The 18,549-nt window shown below is 36.3% G+C and carries 15 protein-coding genes and 1 pseudogene; 2 read left to right on the forward strand and 14 right to left on the reverse strand.

Annotated features, from left to right (window positions below):
• Nucleotides 1–575: 575 nt before the first annotated feature.
• The 4 genes from WFI24_RS32205 to WFI24_RS32220 form a co-directional block, all read right to left on the reverse strand.
• Nucleotides 576–1,796 (reverse strand): TraB/GumN family protein, encoded by a 1,221-nt coding sequence (locus WFI24_RS32205; RefSeq protein ID WP_336765897.1) that lies wholly within the window; start codon nucleotides 1,794–1,796, stop codon nucleotides 576–578.
• 176 nt (nucleotides 1,797–1,972) lie between these two features.
• On the reverse strand, nucleotides 1,973–2,257 hold the full coding sequence (locus WFI24_RS32210; RefSeq protein ID WP_336765898.1) for a hypothetical protein: 285 nt from the start codon (nucleotides 2,255–2,257) through the stop codon (nucleotides 1,973–1,975).
• Between the two features lie 370 nt (nucleotides 2,258–2,627).
• Nucleotides 2,628–4,175 (reverse strand): SIR2 family protein, encoded by a 1,548-nt coding sequence (locus tag WFI24_RS32215; protein ID WP_336765899.1) that lies wholly within the window; start codon nucleotides 4,173–4,175, stop codon nucleotides 2,628–2,630.
• A 212-nt stretch (nucleotides 4,176–4,387) separates the two neighbouring features.
• Nucleotides 4,388–6,211 carry a TniQ family protein gene (locus WFI24_RS32220; protein ID WP_336765900.1) on the reverse strand — a complete coding sequence of 608 codons (1,824 nt, stop codon included), beginning with the start codon at nucleotides 6,209–6,211 and terminating at the stop codon, nucleotides 4,388–4,390.
• Nucleotides 6,212–6,327: 116 nt separating this feature from the next.
• On the opposite strand from WFI24_RS32220, the pseudogene WFI24_RS32225 reads away from it, so the two are divergent.
• A pseudogene (locus WFI24_RS32225) lies at nucleotides 6,328–7,044 on the forward strand (IS3 family transposase).
• Nucleotides 7,045–7,131: 87 nt separating this feature from the next.
• Here WFI24_RS32225 and WFI24_RS32230 read toward each other — a convergent pair.
• From WFI24_RS32230 to WFI24_RS32240, 3 genes are read right to left on the reverse strand one after another with little or no spacing between them, the layout of a single operon-like run.
• Nucleotides 7,132–8,910, reverse strand: a complete 1,779-nt coding sequence (locus WFI24_RS32230) for a TniQ family protein (protein ID WP_336765901.1) — start codon at nucleotides 8,908–8,910, stop codon at nucleotides 7,132–7,134.
• Nucleotides 8,911–8,937: 27 nt separating this feature from the next.
• Nucleotides 8,938–9,930, reverse strand: coding sequence for a DGQHR domain-containing protein (locus WFI24_RS32235; RefSeq protein WP_336765903.1), 993 nt, complete (start codon nucleotides 9,928–9,930; stop codon nucleotides 8,938–8,940).
• Nucleotides 9,931–9,964: 34 nt separating this feature from the next.
• A complete protein-coding gene (locus WFI24_RS32240; RefSeq protein ID WP_336765905.1) occupies nucleotides 9,965–10,357 on the reverse strand; it encodes a hypothetical protein in 393 nt (130 codons plus the stop codon).
• A 121-nt stretch (nucleotides 10,358–10,478) separates the two neighbouring features.
• Here WFI24_RS32240 and WFI24_RS32245 point away from each other — a divergent pair, with 121 nt between their 5' ends.
• The gene (locus WFI24_RS32245; protein ID WP_336765907.1) at nucleotides 10,479–10,805 is read left to right on the forward strand and encodes a helix-turn-helix domain-containing protein; all 327 of its coding nucleotides are present in this window, start codon (nucleotides 10,479–10,481) and stop codon (nucleotides 10,803–10,805) included.
• A gap of 38 nt (nucleotides 10,806–10,843) precedes the next feature.
• Here WFI24_RS32245 and WFI24_RS32250 read toward each other — a convergent pair whose 3' ends face one another.
• From WFI24_RS32250 to WFI24_RS32280, 7 genes are all read right to left on the reverse strand, one after another.
• The gene (locus WFI24_RS32250; protein WP_336765909.1) at nucleotides 10,844–11,788 is read right to left on the reverse strand and encodes a TniB family NTP-binding protein; all 945 of its coding nucleotides are present in this window, start codon (nucleotides 11,786–11,788) and stop codon (nucleotides 10,844–10,846) included.
• 4 nt (nucleotides 11,789–11,792) lie between these two features.
• Nucleotides 11,793–13,868, reverse strand: a complete 2,076-nt coding sequence (locus WFI24_RS32255; RefSeq protein WP_336765910.1) for a Mu transposase C-terminal domain-containing protein — start codon at nucleotides 13,866–13,868, stop codon at nucleotides 11,793–11,795.
• Nucleotides 13,865–14,626: a TnsA endonuclease N-terminal domain-containing protein gene (locus tag WFI24_RS32260; RefSeq protein ID WP_336765911.1), complete on the reverse strand. Its 762-nt coding sequence runs from the start codon at nucleotides 14,624–14,626 to the stop codon at nucleotides 13,865–13,867. Before WFI24_RS32260 ends, WFI24_RS32255 begins: the two co-directional genes overlap by 4 nt.
• Nucleotides 14,627–15,178: 552 nt before the next feature.
• The gene (locus tag WFI24_RS32265) at nucleotides 15,179–15,757 is read right to left on the reverse strand and encodes a hypothetical protein (protein WP_336765913.1); all 579 of its coding nucleotides are present in this window, start codon (nucleotides 15,755–15,757) and stop codon (nucleotides 15,179–15,181) included.
• 237 nt (nucleotides 15,758–15,994) lie between these two features.
• The gene (locus WFI24_RS32270; RefSeq protein ID WP_336765915.1) at nucleotides 15,995–16,369 is read right to left on the reverse strand and encodes a hypothetical protein; all 375 of its coding nucleotides are present in this window, start codon (nucleotides 16,367–16,369) and stop codon (nucleotides 15,995–15,997) included.
• A 248-nt stretch (nucleotides 16,370–16,617) separates the two neighbouring features.
• Nucleotides 16,618–16,875 carry a DMT family transporter gene (locus tag WFI24_RS32275; RefSeq protein ID WP_336765917.1) on the reverse strand — a complete coding sequence of 86 codons (258 nt, stop codon included), beginning with the start codon at nucleotides 16,873–16,875 and terminating at the stop codon, nucleotides 16,618–16,620.
• A 519-nt stretch (nucleotides 16,876–17,394) separates the two neighbouring features.
• Nucleotides 17,395–17,547 (reverse strand): hypothetical protein, encoded by a 153-nt coding sequence (locus tag WFI24_RS32280; protein ID WP_336765919.1) that lies wholly within the window; start codon nucleotides 17,545–17,547, stop codon nucleotides 17,395–17,397.
• Nucleotides 17,548–18,549 lie beyond the last annotated feature (1,002 nt).

Consider the following 18,549-nt stretch of genomic DNA (forward strand, 5'->3'; position numbering starts at 1 on the left):
TGCCGCCAGCGTTCGTCCTGAGCCAGGATCAAACTCTCCAATAAAGTATTGAAAAGAGCGATAAGCTCATTTTGAATCTGACGAGATTAAACATCTCATTTGTGCTCCAGTCGATCCAAGCCAAGGCTTATCTCGATCTTTCGCGTTCATTCTGCAAGCAGAATGTTCACTCACTCGTTGTTCAGTTTTCAAAGATCAAACTTGTTTTGTTACCGAACGCCGTTCCCTTCAGCAACTCTTATATAATATCATGTCCGAACCAACTTTGCAAGATCTTTTTTTAAGTTTCTTTCGAACCTTATTTTATTCGCTTGCCGCACCGTGTAACCGTGTTTTCTTGGCCGGACTAATAATATACCATGTAGAACAAGTACTTGTAAAGAGTTAATTATTAAAATAATAAATCCACATTTTAACTGTATCACGGACCTTGAATCTAGGATTAAATCTTAGGTTCAATTGTATTATCTCGCAGTAATCTTTTCTACTTAATCTGTCTTTCTTCTATATATAGAAGATAACCCTCTCAATACTCATATTCGAGACGATAGGGTTATCTTTTAAATAATCTATATTTATTTACGTTCTACTTTGTATCCTTTATCCTCAAGCAGTTTCACGATCCCGTGATCGCCCAGATAGTGTGCCGCGCCGACAACAATGAAATACTCCTCGCCTTTGCCGTTTTTCAGGTAGCCATCGATTTTATCCGCCATACCGATATTTCGATCAACCAGCATTGCTTTGTTGTACTCCTCGTTAGTGGAGAAGCTATTTGTCAGCTCAAGCAGTTGCTCGTCATTACCCGTTTTCCACATCTCAGCCATTTCATTCACACTGCTATCCAGTACATCGAAGTTTTCAATTGTTGCTTTTAGTGTTTCCTCTTGTGTCTCTTTGGAGAAGTCGTTAAACATGCCAAGTTGAGATTGGTAACTCTCCAACTCAATAACTGGGAGTTTGCGCTCGATCGCCTTCTGGATAAAATACAAATCTACTCCCGCTGACGCTTCGTATCCTGCCGTTGACGACTTCAAACTTGCGAGTGTGCTTTCTACTACCCAAGGCTTGAATGCATCCAAAGCATTAGGCTCCAGACCATTTTTCTTCAATACATCGCCAAGCTCGGTATACGTCTCGCTGGAAATGTGGTCTTTCAGTGTTGTTCCATCCTGATACGAACCCAGACTCAGAACCAGCTTTTGCTGCTCTTCGTCAGCAGCTTTACTAATATCAATCTCTACGCCGAGATAATCGGCTTCAGCAAAAGCTTCCTCAAACTCCGGACGCAGTGGGTAGAAGCTCTCATCGGCAATATGCATTGAACCTACCAGATAGACCGTGTTGCCGTTGCTTTCAACTTCCCACATGAAGCCGCGTCCACCAGTTTGAGCAGTTTCGGTTGCTCCGCCCTTGGATACCAATAACACTGTGCGCGTTGCAGCATCCCAGCGCACTTCATAACCCGCTGCATCACCAACGATGCGGATTGGAGCATAAGTTACACCGTTGATGCGTGTGAGTTTGCTTTTGAGTGTAATTGTTTTGCCATCTACCACAGCCGTGATCGTATCATCTGTCGCAGTCGTTAGCTTCACGTCCATAGCATCCAGCGTAGTGCGCAGTGGAACCAGTGTTGTGCCTTTCTCCAGGATCGGCGCTCCTGTAGCATATTTCACAGCTTGATCATTGACCTTGACGGAAGTTCCCTGTGGAGCTGCCATTGCCGGTACCGCAGATGCGAGCAAACCTACCGAGATTGTAAGAGATAAGAGCGTGCGTTTCCAATTTTTCATATATGTATTCTCCTTTATTGAATATAGTTGCCAATCATTTTAATAGAATGGACATGCTTAGATACTACGGACAAAGGTAGGAATTGGTGCCACTCCAAAAACGGAGCAGCACTTTCTCCCTTCATCTCTCATTAGATAAGAAACAATAAAAACGAAACCGTCATATAGGTTCAATACTAGATATTCGCAAAGTTTAAGCTATTCCATGATAAATAGATACTGATCAGCGCCAGGAAAAAGAACGCTATAGAAACCTTCCGATTACCCCGCAGCTTTACTCCATATGCGACGAAGAAAATAGCGATAGCTGATTTAGAGATGCTTTGGTAGTTGCCCTGCTCTGAAAAGGCTGAACTGCTAAATACTATTGAAAGTAGCAATGTAGTCAGAATCAATGCTTTAAACCACAGAGGTTCCCTCAAAAACTGTATATAGAACCCTTTTAACGGTTGCATGATCATCAACCCTCTCCTCCTGGACTCGAACTCGATTTAATAAGACCTCAACCCACACTCTTCTATAATGTAATCTTTATTTTATATTGTCGGTAAAATGAGATGCTTCACCATGAGGTTTTACATAATATCTGTCGCTTTCTTTATTTTATAATGTCGTTCTTTGAGTTCAATCCATATAAATTCCTTAAAGCGTGATTTTGCCGACTTTCCTCATTTGGCTTTATAAACATTAATAGAGTTGATTGAGTAAAATTGGTGTATGGCTTACAAAAGATCCTTTTCGTTTTGAAGCAAAAAGTCTACATCCATTTGGTATGTAGACTTCTTGAAGTTCTAACATTACTACATGTACGTTTGTATTTGACTTTTATAACTATACATTTACTTCTTGATTTTCAATTACAATTACCGATTCTAATAGCTCATCCTGTTTTGCATATTTTTTGTAGTCATAAACACAAAGTAGCTTTCTATAGTTCGTGGTCTTTTTGTCTTGATAATCTCTTAGGAAATCTTCAACGCTACTGAGATCAATCCTCTCATATAGAATTCCAAAGATAATGGCTGACATTTTTTTGGTTTGCGGTATGTTTTCATCCTCTAAGATGCTATTAATCGATTGATGTTCTGCTGCAAAGTCTGCAGTGCTTTCTATTATGTTTTGAATCTTCCTTTTTTGATTATTTTTTAATCCTTCTGCAGATCCCAAGGATGTTTGAATTAGATTAAATCCGAATATAGGGAAGTGTTGAGAACTTTGTATTTTATGTTTGTCTATTAAAGCTAATAACTGATGATTTGATTCATCAATTATACTAAAATAGTTTTCCATTAGTTCTGATGTTGTTTGGAACTCGTACTTAATTGTTCTGAATGATCCAATTGCTAATATCTTTTCTCCATTTCTTAGTTTATCTATATCCTCAGTGATGGTAACTTCAATATTCCCTCCTGAGTAAATCTCTTTCACTACTGATTGAACCTTACGAATATCCATAGCCGAGATAGGTAAATTTAGATTAGAGAGATGCTTATAAATCTCTAGAAAATTATCAGTTTTTATCTTATTTATACGTAGTGTAGCAAAACCATCCATGTCGATATCATGGGCAACAACTTCTGTATTCTGTGAACCTCTTTCATATTCAACAAGTAAGAAGTTTTGTCTTATTTTTTCAGCTTCTGGGGTGTTGGGATTAATATACGTGAAAATTGTTTTTAAAATACTCTTAATATTGTTGTCGCCAATATTATAGCCAATAAAAATAATAGGATTATGAATAAACAACGATAAGAGCTGCGCTCGAATCAATTCGTATTTTTCCTCAAAAACACTATAGTCTTCTTCAGTGATAATTATTTTACCTGAATCATTTACACAACCGTGTATTTTATAAACTGAACCGTATGGATTACTTAATAATATGTCATTTCCGATTAAAGGTTTGAATTCAAATACATCTTCAATGAAACTATCATAATTAGTTGTAATTACTGAACCAATATTCTTACGTACTTTTTTTAACTCGTTTATTTCTTCAGACAGCATTTCCCTAATTTGATACTCCTTTAAAAGTTTGGAGATGTACAGTTTAAATCGACTTATATTGATTGAACTTTTCATATTCTCATAAAATTGATCATTTATATCTTTCAGGGCTCCATCTCTATCATCCATCAAGGTTTTATTAAAAACTGTTTCTAACTCCTTGGCAATGTTGGGATAATTGAAAATCCCATTACTTTCGTGTCTTGATTTAATATCATAATAAAATTCGTCTGAGCCTTTAATAGTTCTGGAGATATATGATAGCAAACCATCCCAGGTATAGGAGTTTTCTAAGTATCTCAGACTCATTCCTGTGCCAACAAAGAGTACTGGATGATTAGTAAAGTTTGAGATGAATTGGCCTATGTTCATGTAATCACCATTCCTTGTATAGTGAATTGGTAAAATTGTACTTAAAATGAGTCTAACATTAACTAGATCTAAGGAACAGATAAATTAGATCCATAGATTTTCACATAATTACGCATACGTTGATACTCGATACAGCAAAGTCAGCAAAAGGCCCTAAAAATGGAAATAGTGTGACAGCATGTATAACAGAACAAAGTTCTAGAACGTTGTTCTCATTCCTCAATATATTTCCTCCTCAAATCTAAAAATACTTCTTTAACCCTTGGATGTGTTTGAATGTATTTTTTAGATACCTCACTAGCTTCAGTAACCCGTACCATGGACGGATATTCTCCATGAGTTATTATAATATCAAATGCTTCTTTGATACGTTCAATTCGCTCATCTTCAATAGAACGAGCCTTATTTAATTTTTGTGCTTCTTTTTCTTTCTCTACATATTCAACCACTTCAGGATGGTACTTTAATAAAGTTCTTCGATAAGTATTCATATTTCGGTATAACCGATACTCGGATATGACTTCACCAACCTCATTTTTTTCCTCTATATATCCCTTTGCTAAATTCATCAAAGTTTCCCTGTCAGGTAATTGATCTTTATACTTATTTTCACGAGTATTTTCCCTGTCGTTTCTAATCAACTCATGTTTGGCATAGAGATACAACTGTACTTCTTTATTATAAAGATAGTAAAAGTATTCTCTCATCCCCCACCCATAAGCTTGCATGAGAGGAATTACGTTTCTACATCGCGTTCTTTTAAAATAATCGACTGGAGCGCGAACAGGATCTATTGGAATATTATTGACTTTATCAAGGAGGCCCTGAACAGAAAAATAAACACTATATTTCACAACCTTCAAATTAGAACAATTAAGAATATTCATTATCTTCAACTCCGAATATCTCTCCCTGAATATAGTCAAAATGTTATTATAAGCCCATATGTAAGATTCACCAATTTCACAGTAATCCCCGTTTGTTTTTCGCCCATACTTCACATAACAACAAGTACACATATAAGCTTTAAAATATTTTTCGGTTTCCCATGAAAGAGGTTTTGCTCTTATCATAGTGTTACTCGTGTTATAAGAATTACACCAAGGAGATTGACAAAGTGGTATTTCCGAATACCAATTCCTATGTTGATTGAGTTGTTTTACTGAGGTAATAAAGGTTATTGGTATTTCTTTTTCGAATAAATCAGAAAATTCTAACCCTGATTTATTTAAAACGTTCAAAATTAAATGCATAGTTGGTTTATACTCTTTTCCTCCTTTCACAAATGACGATAATCTCCACTTACCACTAGGTGTCAAGAACTTCACATCTGAAGACACATACCTTTCCTTGTTATCTGAACAGAAATATAAGATCCTTAGTGCAATATCTTCACTTTTGGAAATCCCATTATACATTTTAGGTTTATACTCATTATTTAATATACTATTCCATAGATGGTACAATCTTGATTGCTCACTTGATAGAACAATTTTTTTGAAGTTGATATGATTACTTTTCGAGAGCTTTTCTTTGCATAAGTAACATTCTCTTTCTATTAAAGATGGGCTAAGATATGGCTGATCCTGGTGACAAGAGGGACATTTACTTGTCAATTCAACTCCATGATTTAAACAAACTTTGATATCACTAATCTGCCAGAAAAGCATATATGCATTTTTTTCTTTCAAGCACAATGGACAAAATTTGCGATATGACGTATCCAACATTTGATAATAGAAATCCAAATAAGAATGTGATAATTGTTGTTCCTCGTCCAGAAATAATTCAATAATTGAGCCTAAAGAACAACTTTTGAATTCTTTTCTATCTATCTCAAGTAACCAGCACAGTTTAGTTAAATCTGTTACGAATTTCGGATTATAATCTAAATGAAAACCCTTACTTCTTTTGATGTCTACACTGTCAATTAATGAAAGGTATGGAATTTTGTTTCTCACTGCAGTTCGCATTAAAAATGCCGTCAATGATTCACCATCATAAGGCCTCGTTTTAATAGTTAATGTACCATCCATAAAATCTCCTACCTTTTCTTAGTTAAACTATGGGTATTGAATCGTCTACACTAAGTTGGACAGAAAAATAAGGGCTTGTAGAATACATCTATCATGCTAAGGAGCGGATCCCTACAATGCCTAAACAACAATCACGTACTTTTACAGCAGAATTCAAAAAACAAATGGTTCAGCTTTATGAAATCGGAAAACCCAGAACCGCCATTGTGAAGGAGTATTATCTCTCAGACTCCACTTTAGATTGTTGGATCAAACAGTCCCAGACCTCAGGTTCCTTTAATAAATAGGATAATCGTTCACCCGAGGAAAATGAACTGGATGCTTTACGAAAAGAGAATCAGCGTTTGAAAATGGAGAATGACATTTTAAAGCAAGCCGTGCTGATCATGGGACGAAAGTAGCTATTATCCAAAATAACCGTGATAAATAATCGATATCAGCAATGTGTGACGTCCTGCAGATGGCAAGAAGTACATTCTATTATGAACCAAAAGATCAGCCTAAAGAAGAGCATCTCACGGAAGCCATTGTGAATATTTTTCACAAAAACCGACAAGTCTACGGCACCCGTAAGATCAAGATCAAGCTTCAGGATCAAGGCTTCAGCATTTCTAGACGCAAGATTGGCAGGATTATGGATCTCTTTGCAAAAGGGCTGCCCCTACGATAATGTGGTGGCAGAAGCGACCTACAAAATCATGAAAAAAGAGTTAATTCACCAGGTGAACTTTCAGAGTCTTCGTCATCTGGAATTATATGACCATGTAAACTGGTTTAACCACCACCGAATTCACGGAACACTGAGATATATGAAACCAGTTCAGTATCGCTAAGAAGCCCTTAAAAAAGCTGTCTAATTTTCTATTGACAATCCAGTATACAGCAAAAAAAACTTATAAGTAACAAACTCAACGAGTTCATTACTTATAAGTTTTTCCATTACGCGATAACTGTATTCTTTTTTCCCTTATAAATGTATTCACTTTTGGAGCATAACCACACAGATAACTCTGACTAAGATGTAACCTCTCATATATCAATTTCATCCCCATATCCATGTCCCATTCATCACGGAAAAACACTTCTATTTGCTTCATCCAAATCTCAATCTTTCTTCTACGTTGAAGTACCTTTTGTGTGTGTTTAATTTTCTTAATATATTCATGAAGCCCCCACTTTGTCAGGGTCTGTACTGTAATTCCTAAGGTTTTGGATATTTCATGATTAGTAATCTTCATATCACTTTGTATGAGTTGTTTACAAGCGGTAGCTAATTCATACTTAATATCATTTTTGTTCTTACGATGAGGTTGGTTATTCTTCTTCATAATTAATGCTTGTATGACACGAGTATGATACCTGTAAACAAAGTAATGCTCTTCATTATCCCAGCAGGGCCACTTTACAATGTTTGATATTCTTTCTCCGGCTGTTAGTGCATCCACAAAATCAACCACAAGATGATCGTCGTATTTATAACCGCTGGTACAAGTTAATCCTCTACCCGTTAGATAAGCATAAAGTCTCCGAATCTGCGACTTTGTTAGGCACGTGATTAAGGATATCTCTTTCTTTGAAAGTTGGGATATATCCTTGTCCTTAAGTCGAAGGTACCCTTTTATAAAGTATGATCGCTCTATTAATGTATCTTCAACAATCGCGTACTCACAACCACATTCATAACAACACATGTACCATTTCAATCGTTGTTTCCCCTTACCCTTTACATTAGTTCCTGTGAATCGAAGAGAACCAGTTTTCTGATAAGAAATGCACCAGGGTGCCTGGCAAAAGTATCTGGTACTGTTCCGTACCACATTATTATTTAGAATAAACTCTTTAAACTCCCTGGTTACATCAATTTTCATAAATTCTTTAAAAGTAAGTTTTAACTCACATAAAAATCGAATAAGTGTATTTAAATGAATAGAACGTTTGTGATTCATGCTACTACGTGCAAACTGTAGCAGGTAGTTTTCCTGAATTCCAATTTGCTTATAAAAACCACTTAATAGCTCTCTTTTTGATGACACATAAAGAATCCTCATTGCTATATCTTTGCTATCCACATTGAATGACTCATTTAATAGTAGCTCTTTTAAAATATCACGTTTACGTGTCTCTTCTGACAATTCAAGCAAATCAATTTTCTCGGAGTTACCAAACGCACTTGCCATTTTACTTTTACAGTATGGGCAATATCCGATCTGTTCAATTGAGCTATAACTTATTGAACGCTTGCAAGATTCACAAACGGATATTAGTTTAACATAGTGTTTAAAACAGAAATTAATGGATTCTATTCTCCACAGTAACGAATAGTAGTCACTCTCATATAAACACACAGGACAGTAGTGGAAATTTCTACGAATCATCCCTCTCATAATCCGGCTATTTTCAGGCCGCCCATCACCCTTGAATTTTTCCATTATATTCTGAAGGCTTAATTTGCTTAGCGAGCCTATCTCCAGGCAAAGATGTTCCTCAATTAATCCGATATCAAGCACGTTAGAAGGACATACATCCAAGCGCGAAATATCTGATATCTTTATTTGATCTGAGTTCCTAGTCCTATAATTATTCATAAGCCAATGGATGCTGGCCCCGTTACTACGTGCTGTACGAAGGATAAAACTACTTAAAGATTCATCTTCCTGAGGTGTGACTTTCACAGACAAACCAAGGGTTTCTGTAGTCACAATAGCACCTCCTATTCGCACAAGTTTTTAAAGTCTCATTTCCTCCACTAAATCGACTGCGAGAGCTTTGGAACCAGAAATCCCTTTAATGTATTTCAAGGGACCATCAATGGACCAATCTACACTTTTTAAAGTGTTCACCTTTTTAGTTATCATTTTGTAATCCACTTTCCCTTCGTCACTTATACAACTTTCAAATAATTCCGCCCCTGCAATGGACAACGCATCCAAACAAACGATATGAGTTAGACGCTGCCCTTTGTAATCAATCCACTGGGGATAAAAGATTTCTTTAATCGTGTTGTAGTAAAGTAGAGCGAGGTGAAGCTTTGCTTCTTTTGCAAGCCCAGATGTCTTATTTTTTTTCGTTAGATATGTGACAGTTCGGTACAGGTTTTGCAATGTAATATGTCTTCCTTTATTTCGCTTGCCGACAATACTACCAATATGATAAAAGGGACTTTCCCCTCTTACGATCAGCTCTGTGGCAATCCAACTACTGTCATCAGACTGCCTGGTTAAATATTTACTCAATGATGGACCTATGCCCTTAGCCTTAGTATTAATGATGTTAAACAACTGGATTTCCTCATCCTCATCCAAGTAATGAAACGCTACAAAAGGAACATTCAGCTCAGAATTCGTTTCTTGGATATATCGCTTAATCCCGCCTAGCCTATGCTGTCCATCCATTAAAGAGGCTTTAGCCTTACAAACTAATCGACCGAATGAAGGACGCTGCTTGTCATAAGCCACGAATTCCCAATTCGATGCTGCATTCAGTAACAAGGGTGTAAACAAAGCATCATCCCCCTTGGATAAATAAAAAGAAAACTCATTACATCTTCGAATATCGACCGGACGTTGGTACCCCTTACCTGAGGGGTCATCATACGACTTCACGTAGGTTAGAGACAGTGCATCATGTGCTGAAAATGAACTTTGATAAGTTACCTTTCCACGCATCTTACATACAAGCACGTTTTCAATAACGATTTGTTTCACTAAACTGGAATTCATAGTTGTCATCAAGCTCCTTGTTGTTTTTCCAGAACTAACTGTTGAAGTCACCAATGTGAGGGAGAATTGAAGCTAAATCAATATCTTTATCACTGTGAGAAGTCTTAAAGTGATAAGATTTTGAACCCTCTTCGCTTATTACCTCCGTATATAACAAACCAACTATTCTATATCTTGCTCGTACATGAATGATTTCTTGATTAATACCGTTAATAGAGATGATCTCTTCCGCCTCTTCCACAGATAAGCTAACTAATTCATTGACTTCCTGACCGTAATCTAATCTCAATAATTCAAATGATTCTTCGTCTGTAACCAAAATAAAGAAACGATTTTGATGTAGTATATATCTATCAATCCTGAGTACCTTCCGACTATGGCATTCGTCGATCAAAACAAGCAAATTCACCTTGTTGTGACTACTCATGAGATAATTCTCCTTTATTGTTGATGACTTAACGTTATTTATTATACCTATATTATAGTTACTTTGTATACCCTACTTGTTTTATATTACATTGTCTATTATTGGCATGAGGTGAATTTCTATGGACTTTAAAGATACAGGAAATAGAATCCAAGAGCTTAGGAAAAGCAAATTTCACAACCGAAATCATTTTGCTCAAGCGCTCCAAACATCTGACGAAAATATCAAACGAATTGAAGGCGGACGAGGCTTGCCGAGTATTGATTTACTTATTAAAATGTCCCTTACTCTTGAAGTGAGCACTGATTATCTACTATTTGGTACAACGACTGACCCTGATGATGAAGCTTCTTCCACATTAATCAGACTGCAGCAGCAACTCAGCCCCGCAGGAAAGAAAGCATTACATAACATTGCAACTGAAATTTATAATCTTGAAAAAGGATAAAAAAATAATCGCCATAAAATTGGCGATTATTTACTGATTTAATTAGCCTTACCTCGTAGTATTTTTTGTATATCGTTTTTTGTTATATCTCCGACAATATTTCTCTGAGCTTCAATAAGAATGTTTCCATTTAACCTATTTAGTATATTGAAATCATCAAAATCCGGCTCCATTACCCCTATTATATCCATTGCATTCTGTAACATAGGCACAAGCCAACCAATAAAGCCAAGCGAAAGCTTGTGTAAAACAAGTGGATACCCTAAAGCAGAATCTGCTAAACCTATAGGCTTTTCTAAAGCTAATTCTAACTCGATTTTATTAAGTAATGAGATGAAACTATCGTCACATTCTTCAAATCGCGGTATCGTTCGCGGTGGATAACGACCTATAAACTGCTCATTCATCGTTCTTAAAACTTCAATTTCTGGAGTACCTACGCAAATCAAACAAACTCCCGATTTGTTTGCAAGCCCTTTTACGAGTTCCATAGCCTGTGCTCTTGTTTTATTGGCGTAAGGCAACAGATAATTTAGTTCATCTAATATGAGCATTTCTGTTCTATGTTTTTTTAAAAGGTAAAGCGCTCTGTCTTTTATCTGACCAACTTCGACCCTTCCATATAGCTTAATCGCTCCAAGCCCCTCAATGATGTTATTATAAAACTCTTTCGGGGTGAATTTATCCGGCATTTCTGCATAAACGGCAGGAATTATTTTTATTTTTGAACCTTCCTCATCATAATAGAAGCTTGTCTCGCTCTGTTTAACACTTTGCTTAGCATAGCGCTTGACAGCTTGGGTTTTCCCTACTCTCGATTTCCCCATTAGAAACATATGATGAGGCGAATTGAAGTTGTCAATCCCCCTGCCTCTCCACATTCTCTTTGAATCAAGTGATTTCCATATTTGTTTAACTTCCGGATGCTCAATGTAGAGATTAATTACCCGATCTTGAAATTCAATGTACTTGTTTTTTTCCATAGGATCACCTCTGATCAAGTTGCTGATTCAAGTCTTGTACTAAACGAAGTAACTCATCATCACTATTAAAGGATATTCTTTTACCGGGTTTTAATTTTTCATTGAATTGTTCTAATCCTAGGTTGATTACCCTCCTTCTACCTTTATTCGTTTTCTGCATTTCAGCCGTTCTACTCATTAATTCATCTTTAGACTGAAGGAGCTCAGCCTCGTTAGGAATGACTCCGGCTGATTGTGTTTTATCACGAGAATTCTTCAGTAACATTTTATATGTTTTTTTCTTCATTCCTTTCAGAAAATCATATGAGGGATTGACAGCACGTACTCTTATATATTCATTCGACAACTGATCTAACACATAGATATGTGATATATCATCGATATCAAATTTAACTTTATATTTAGGCCCATTAATTTGAATGATTTTGCCTGGTTCAACGTCATTGTAATATACATTATCCAAACGTACTCCCAGCCTTGTAAACGCAAGGTCCTTCGTTGGTAAAAGAGATATATGGAATAACTCTTCATCCTCATCATCAATGTAATCATTTTGTCCCCCAATATTGAGCCCTCTTTGGTATTGCAAGTATGGTGTAGGACAGTCAAATGGAAGCGACGAATGGATATCATGATGATAAATATCTGTGATATATCGAGTCATTAACTCAGTAATGTCTTCCAATGTGTAGATAGCCTCTCCCTCTGAATCATAATCTCCTTTAGCCTCCACGCTATGTTTTGTGGTTCCCGCCAACCGATGTATTAACTTCGTATTTACCGTTCCAAATAATCGCTCAATAGTCCCGCCCCAACGCGGAGTAGCAACCGGTCTAAACATGACCTGAGATTCAAGGGTATTATCAATTAAGTATTTGATTTCCTGATTATTAAATTCTTTACCATTGTCAAAGTATATGATGTCAGGTACTCCAAAGACTTCCCATTCATGAATCGTTCCATATTTATCTTTAACTCTTTTCTTGAATATCCCCTGCTCCATTGCTTTTCGAACTTTATTGGCCGAGGGGCTATCAAACGAGAGGTGCATACACCATACGCAACGGCTGTATACATCAATTCCTAACGTAAGCCATGGGCGCCCGATGACCTCCAATGTATTTTTATCTACGACCATAATATCTAGTTCGGTATGATCGATTTGAACCATGTGGAGCGGTGATTTTGCTTCTGAATTAGAAAACTGACCTGTAATAGGATCATAAATCTCCGATGCAACAGTTCCATTACGCATTCGCAAAACCGTCTCTTCATCCAAACGATTTAACATAGCATACACGGTGTTATAACCTAAGGGAGGCAGCCCCACTCTAGCACACCTGACTTCAAGAATTTCTTTTATCTCAGATTTGCTCGCTTGTTTTTTGGTAAGATATTCATGCTCAATTACTTCTTTTATGATCGATACATATCCCTCATCCAAATAGGTCCTAATAGTACATAGTACCTTTTCCTTCTTTCGAGGATGACAAATTTCAATGGATCTCATATCTTTTCGATTATATGGATTTTTCAGTTTTTCGGAGATGAGACCATGTAAACCCGAATCATTAAATTGGTCGTCTCTTCTGTATTTACTCAAATCTCTTTCTATGGTACGCGTCGATACATCAAATTTATTTGCAATACGTTGAATTAGTTGTTTCTGGGTTATCGATTTTGCGTTCATCTCTTCACTATTCAAGTATTCCGTTCCGTACTTATCTTGAAATCTTGTAATTGCCCTCTGGTCACCTGTCTTTGCTCTCTCAAGTAACAATATAGGCTGAATCATCTCATACTTGTGGTCAATCTTCTCTCTTTTGCTTTCTGGCAAAGAGTCAAGAAAACCATTAAGCTGTGATTTATTAAAAAAATCTTTATTTGATTGAACTGGAACCTTCATCTTCACTAATTTAAATCCACGTTCCTGTATTAAATCGTAGTAGTTGACCTCTTCGGCTACTAATTCACCAGTACGTGGTTGAATGATTACATTTGGGAAATTTAATTCTAATACGACGTACTTTTTGCCGTAAAGTTCGAATTCATCGTTGAACCGCAGCGCTAAACGTCTCATATAGAACCCCTTTCTTCAGAAAGCATGGTCTCCTCTAACATGACATATGAGTTTCCAGGTCTAATTTCACTGTGAGCGTGAATCGGTTCAAAGAGATTAATCCAAATCTGGGCTTCAGCTATTAAATGATAAACATGGGGAATGATATATTTTCGCTCGCAAACACTCTCAAAACTACTCACGAGTCTATCTATTGTACAATTTTCGAAATAAGGGAGTTTGTACAATAGTTGTGGAACTAACTCTAAAAAATGTTTTCTCTTCTTTTTGTAGCGAATAATATTTTTAACATTGGAGATTACTATACCGTCAGTAGATCTTGGATATATGATAGAGTAGCTCCATTGCTTTAACCTAGCATATTCTTCGCAAGCTAGATTGTGCCTAAGAAATGCAGCATAATTCTTATCGCCCTCTTGGAGATCTTTCGCTTTAACCTGAAATAGCATGGGTTGGTGATCAGTACGATATACCAGGACATCAGGGACATGGTTGTACACCTTCATTTCCTGATTACTTAGGACTGAAACAGGAATATTAACAGGTTGTACATAATACCGAACGGTTTTAGGGTCAAGTTCGAGGAAATAGTAAAACAAACATTCGGTTAGAGATTCATACTCTACTTTTATATTCATTTTCTGACTTCGTATGGAGCCGATATTGAAACCAAAATAACGACTCATGGTATTGTCTACTTTTCGTTTGGGATAGTATAATTGATCCATCTTTGCCCAGTCGGTGTTACTCCAATTCATATACCACCTCACCTTATGATTGATAGAAACCCCATTCTATACAAAACAATATCATAAAATACATAAATTGGAACAGTATTATCTCTATTCTATAATTACTATATTCAATTTCGCTTCTACAAACTAAAGAACGAAAACCGATTTAGTACATATATCGTCAGTATTACCGGTAATACAATTCCTAATCCTGTAGGGCTTTTGAGTAGTGAAACAACAAAAAAAGACCGAGAACTTATTGCTATTCGAATTTTTTGATGAAAAAAAAGGAGCAGTTGTAGCTGCTCCTTCGACCTAAGTTAATTATGGAAGGATGGTTAGAAATTATCCAATAAACTTAGTACTCTATTATTATCACACTTCACTTCCACTACGAGACCCATGCCTGTTCGGAATAAATGTAAATTCGAATTTAGAACCAGTTACATCAGCGGGTTTACAACAGTTCCATTATCGATCTTTTCCATCATATCATCTGTGATTTCGAATATTCATTTGACACCTCCGTCTATGTTCTCCCATCAGTAAGTAAATAACTATTAAAAAATGATCCGTTCAATACTTAGAGAGTGCTCTCAATTCCATTAATATATCCTGAGTGAATTTTGAAAGAACTCGATCAATTGACTCTAATTCAGAACCAGGCAATGTTCCAAGTACTAATCTTGCTACCTCTGATTCATTCTGAAACAAATCAGGAAATGCGATAAGCAAATTTTTTATCTGCTCCTCATTATAAATTCTTGATTTAATTAATAACTCTGTAGCATAGTCCTTATGAGCATTGTAAAGTTCAGCTAATTTGAATGTATTACAATTATTATCGTTTTTCCTCCAAATCGGATCTTCCTTATCAACTATAGGATTGTCTCTACATCCTATTGAAAACCCTTTTACGTTTCCTTCAAATGTTTTCACTTTGCTTAACCCTTTGCGACTGATCGCAGTAACTTTCGATTTCAAATGTACATTTGGACTTAATTCAGGTAGCGCAGCCATAGGTTTAAGATAATGCTCAACAATTTCCTTACCCGTTGGGATCTTTTCGTTTTGTGGAGCAACCCAATTCGCCGATAGCAGTAACTCTTTAGCAGCTTTATCGATGTTATATTGGTTTGCCCGTTGTGCAGGCAATCGCATGTATTCGATAACGCAGTATAGACCATGGATTATTTCCTTGGTCTATTCTTTATTTAAATTCATCAAACGCTCATATTCGTAAAGGCAGATTATTTAGTTGTTGAATAGTGATTCTTACTCTTTCGATATTTTATTTACCCACCATAATATCAGACTAATTCCTGTAATTAAGACTATGCTAAAACCAATAATTATCAACATTGTATCGCTCCTCTAAGATGTGAATGTTATTTATTTACTATTGATCATCGAAGCTAATCGTTCAGATGCTTCTTCTTTCATTTCATTGTTCAAATTCCCTACTCTAAATAGTTCCGAATACCATAATTCTTCAATAGCCAATCTTATGATCGCAGCTGTAACCTCATCCAATCCATCCTTGCTCAATTCTTCGTATAAACTTTTAATTTCATCTTTTAAAGCTGAAAGCGTAATCGGATCTGTAAACAAAGCCGCTGTATACGCAGAAACAATTTTGTTAGAAGAATTACCATCTAGTATCGTGGATTCAAGATAGGCACGATGCCATTTTCCATTGGAAACTGGATCTTCATCTGCTTTCTCCCTTATACCGTTTATAAAGGCTTCTGAATATTCATCAATCATCGCTCTAACAAGAGCATCTTTGTTAGGAAAATGATGAAGAAGGCCGCCTTACTGACTCCAGCTTGATTGGATACAGATCCCAGGGTAAACTTATCCATTTCATTTGGATCTACTACAAGTTTTTACGCTTTGAATTACTTCTCATTTATATAACTCGCTTCTTCTAGAACAGATAACACCCAATCTCATTGATTGGAAGAAACGGCTACTTTTCCTGTTTTATTGGTTATATTCAACATGAATTCTCCTTAAAATAATTTGTTTCGAGTTTCAAAACTACAACTCACATGACCACGAGGATGAATCCTAAAATCTTTTGAACACTCAATTTTCCTCTGTATATCAATACTCCTGACCAATGCTGTGAGCACATTACCAGCCCCAGCCCAATTAGCATATGCCGTTCCCAATGGAAGGGTCTTAAGAACAATTGAAAGAAGAAAAAAGCTAAACCCATACCGGCTTTGTACCAATATTTGGATATAATTTTTTTTAAAAAAATCCATCGGATGTTTTCACCATAGAACTTCCAAACACCTCAGAAACAATTGAAACAGCAAGAATTAAATACGTCACTTCCAGACCATCTCATCAATAGCTTAGTTTAGGGTAACTTGTCATTAAAATAAATATGCAAGTTTGATGATTCCCCTCTCAATTAACTATACCGTAGAGACGGTTTTTTTTGCAAAATATTAAATTAACTTTGACGGTGGCTAACTTCTTAACTTTTCAGTAAACACATCCAGTGAACTTTTCCTTTTTCTTTTACAATTAGATGTCAAAGGTTCGATCTCTCCTTCCGTAAAATTTAGTAACAAAATGACAATCTCAATCTTTTTAGGTAACCATCTATTTATCAATTGAGCGGGCAAGAACTTATACTGCAAAACAAAAGAGCCGCTTAAATAGCGACTTTAAATGGACTATTTCTTGTCCCTCGTACATATTTCTTCTATTATGCCGTCCGTGAGTAGAACAAAAGCTGGCCGGTTATCTAGTTGATGTAACGCTAACGTTTCCCGTTAGCTTAATAATTCCATCCACTTGCTTCTCAGCCGCCGAATGAATGCCTCAGGTTCATTCGGATCAAATATTTCTATCCCGTCATCTGTAATAAGCTGTCTTTTAATCAAATCGTCAATAAGCCGATCAGTTACATCGAGATAGTCGTCCACCACATTTTCTTCTTCAATTGAGTTGTTCTGACTTACACAGGAACATTAAATTCCCAAAACATACTTCGTTCATAGCATGTCGCTAGAAAATTTCAACACTATCATAGATGTTCTCATATAATATGTACTAGTTATTACCTTGAAAAGTCTAAAGTTAGGTTATTCCACATAATTTTCGCTGTTCATGTTCTTTCCCCTTAATACTATTTTTTATATTATTCAGTATGGTCATAAAAACGAATCCCGTAGGATTACATTCTAAGATGGCCCTTCAGCTGCTATCATACTATATTTATGTAAGTAAATTCAGACTTCTGCGTATATTCCATAGTATCCTTTCTGTTATCCTTCTCCGGAATACTCACTTCTAGATCAATTATCACATCTTAGTAGTCGAATAGATTTATTTTCATTTCATCAACAAATAGGAGGGGTGCAGGAAACCTTCCCATAGACTGCCGAATGACGATTTCATGCGGCAACAGAAACTTATTGTTCACGATCACTTCTCCCTGCAAGCTTTTGAGTAGTGCCTCCATTGCTGTTCTTCCAAGCTCATACTTTGGTTAGCGCATCGTGTAATGAAGCGACAAGAGATGGGGAACTGCGTTAAAGGCTGCCTGCTATTATCGACCGAGACACTGTATGCGTTCTGTTCGTATTCCGAGCATTGCACAATGCTATAATCTTTGGCCAACTGACCCAGCTCCTACGCGATCAAGGTAGAGGCTACAAAAATGATGCCGTAAACATTTTTCTTCTTGAGCATCTGCAACAGTTCAACTAATCTTTTGCAGTATGAAGAACATCTTTCTCTCATTTTAGAGTCTGTCAACAAGCACAGAAAATTTCATTATGTGGTTCATATTAATGTTTCTATAACAAAAAAGACCTCAATATATCGAGATCCTTTCCCTAATAGAGCAATTTACCTTATAGTTTATCCAAAATCCATATTACCCTTCATTATAAGAGCTAAGTCTTCATTAGAAGAAATAAATA

Origin of the sequence: Paenibacillus sp. USHLN196 (genome assembly GCF_037144955.1) — a bacterium.
GTDB classification, from domain to species: domain Bacteria; phylum Bacillota; class Bacilli; order Paenibacillales; family Paenibacillaceae; genus Paenibacillus; species Paenibacillus xylanexedens_C.

Coding starts and splice junctions, on each gene's coding strand:
- WFI24_RS32205 (WP_336765897.1), bottom strand. CDS start 1,796: ATGAAAAATTGGAAACGCACGCTCTTATCTCTTACAATCTCGGTAGGT.
- WFI24_RS32210 (WP_336765898.1), bottom strand. CDS start 2,257: ATGATCATGCAACCGTTAAAAGGGTTCTATATACAGTTTTTGAGGGAA.
- WFI24_RS32215 (WP_336765899.1), bottom strand. CDS start 4,175: ATGAACATAGGCCAATTCATCTCAAACTTTACTAATCATCCAGTACTC.
- WFI24_RS32220 (WP_336765900.1), bottom strand. CDS start 6,211: ATGGATGGTACATTAACTATTAAAACGAGGCCTTATGATGGTGAATCA.
- WFI24_RS32235 (WP_336765903.1), bottom strand. CDS start 9,930: ATGAATTCCAGTTTAGTGAAACAAATCGTTATTGAAAACGTGCTTGTA.
- WFI24_RS32240 (WP_336765905.1), bottom strand. CDS start 10,357: ATGAGTAGTCACAACAAGGTGAATTTGCTTGTTTTGATCGACGAATGC.
- WFI24_RS32245 (WP_336765907.1), top strand. CDS start 10,479: ATGGACTTTAAAGATACAGGAAATAGAATCCAAGAGCTTAGGAAAAGC.
- WFI24_RS32250 (WP_336765909.1), bottom strand. CDS start 11,788: ATGGAAAAAAACAAGTACATTGAATTTCAAGATCGGGTAATTAATCTC.
- WFI24_RS32255 (WP_336765910.1), bottom strand. CDS start 13,868: ATGAGACGTTTAGCGCTGCGGTTCAACGATGAATTCGAACTTTACGGC.
- WFI24_RS32260 (WP_336765911.1), bottom strand. CDS start 14,626: ATGAATTGGAGTAACACCGACTGGGCAAAGATGGATCAATTATACTAT.
- WFI24_RS32270 (WP_336765915.1), bottom strand. CDS start 16,369: ATGATTGATGAATATTCAGAAGCCTTTATAAACGGTATAAGGGAGAAA.
- WFI24_RS32275 (WP_336765917.1), bottom strand. CDS start 16,875: ATGGATTTTTTTAAAAAAAATTATATCCAAATATTGGTACAAAGCCGG.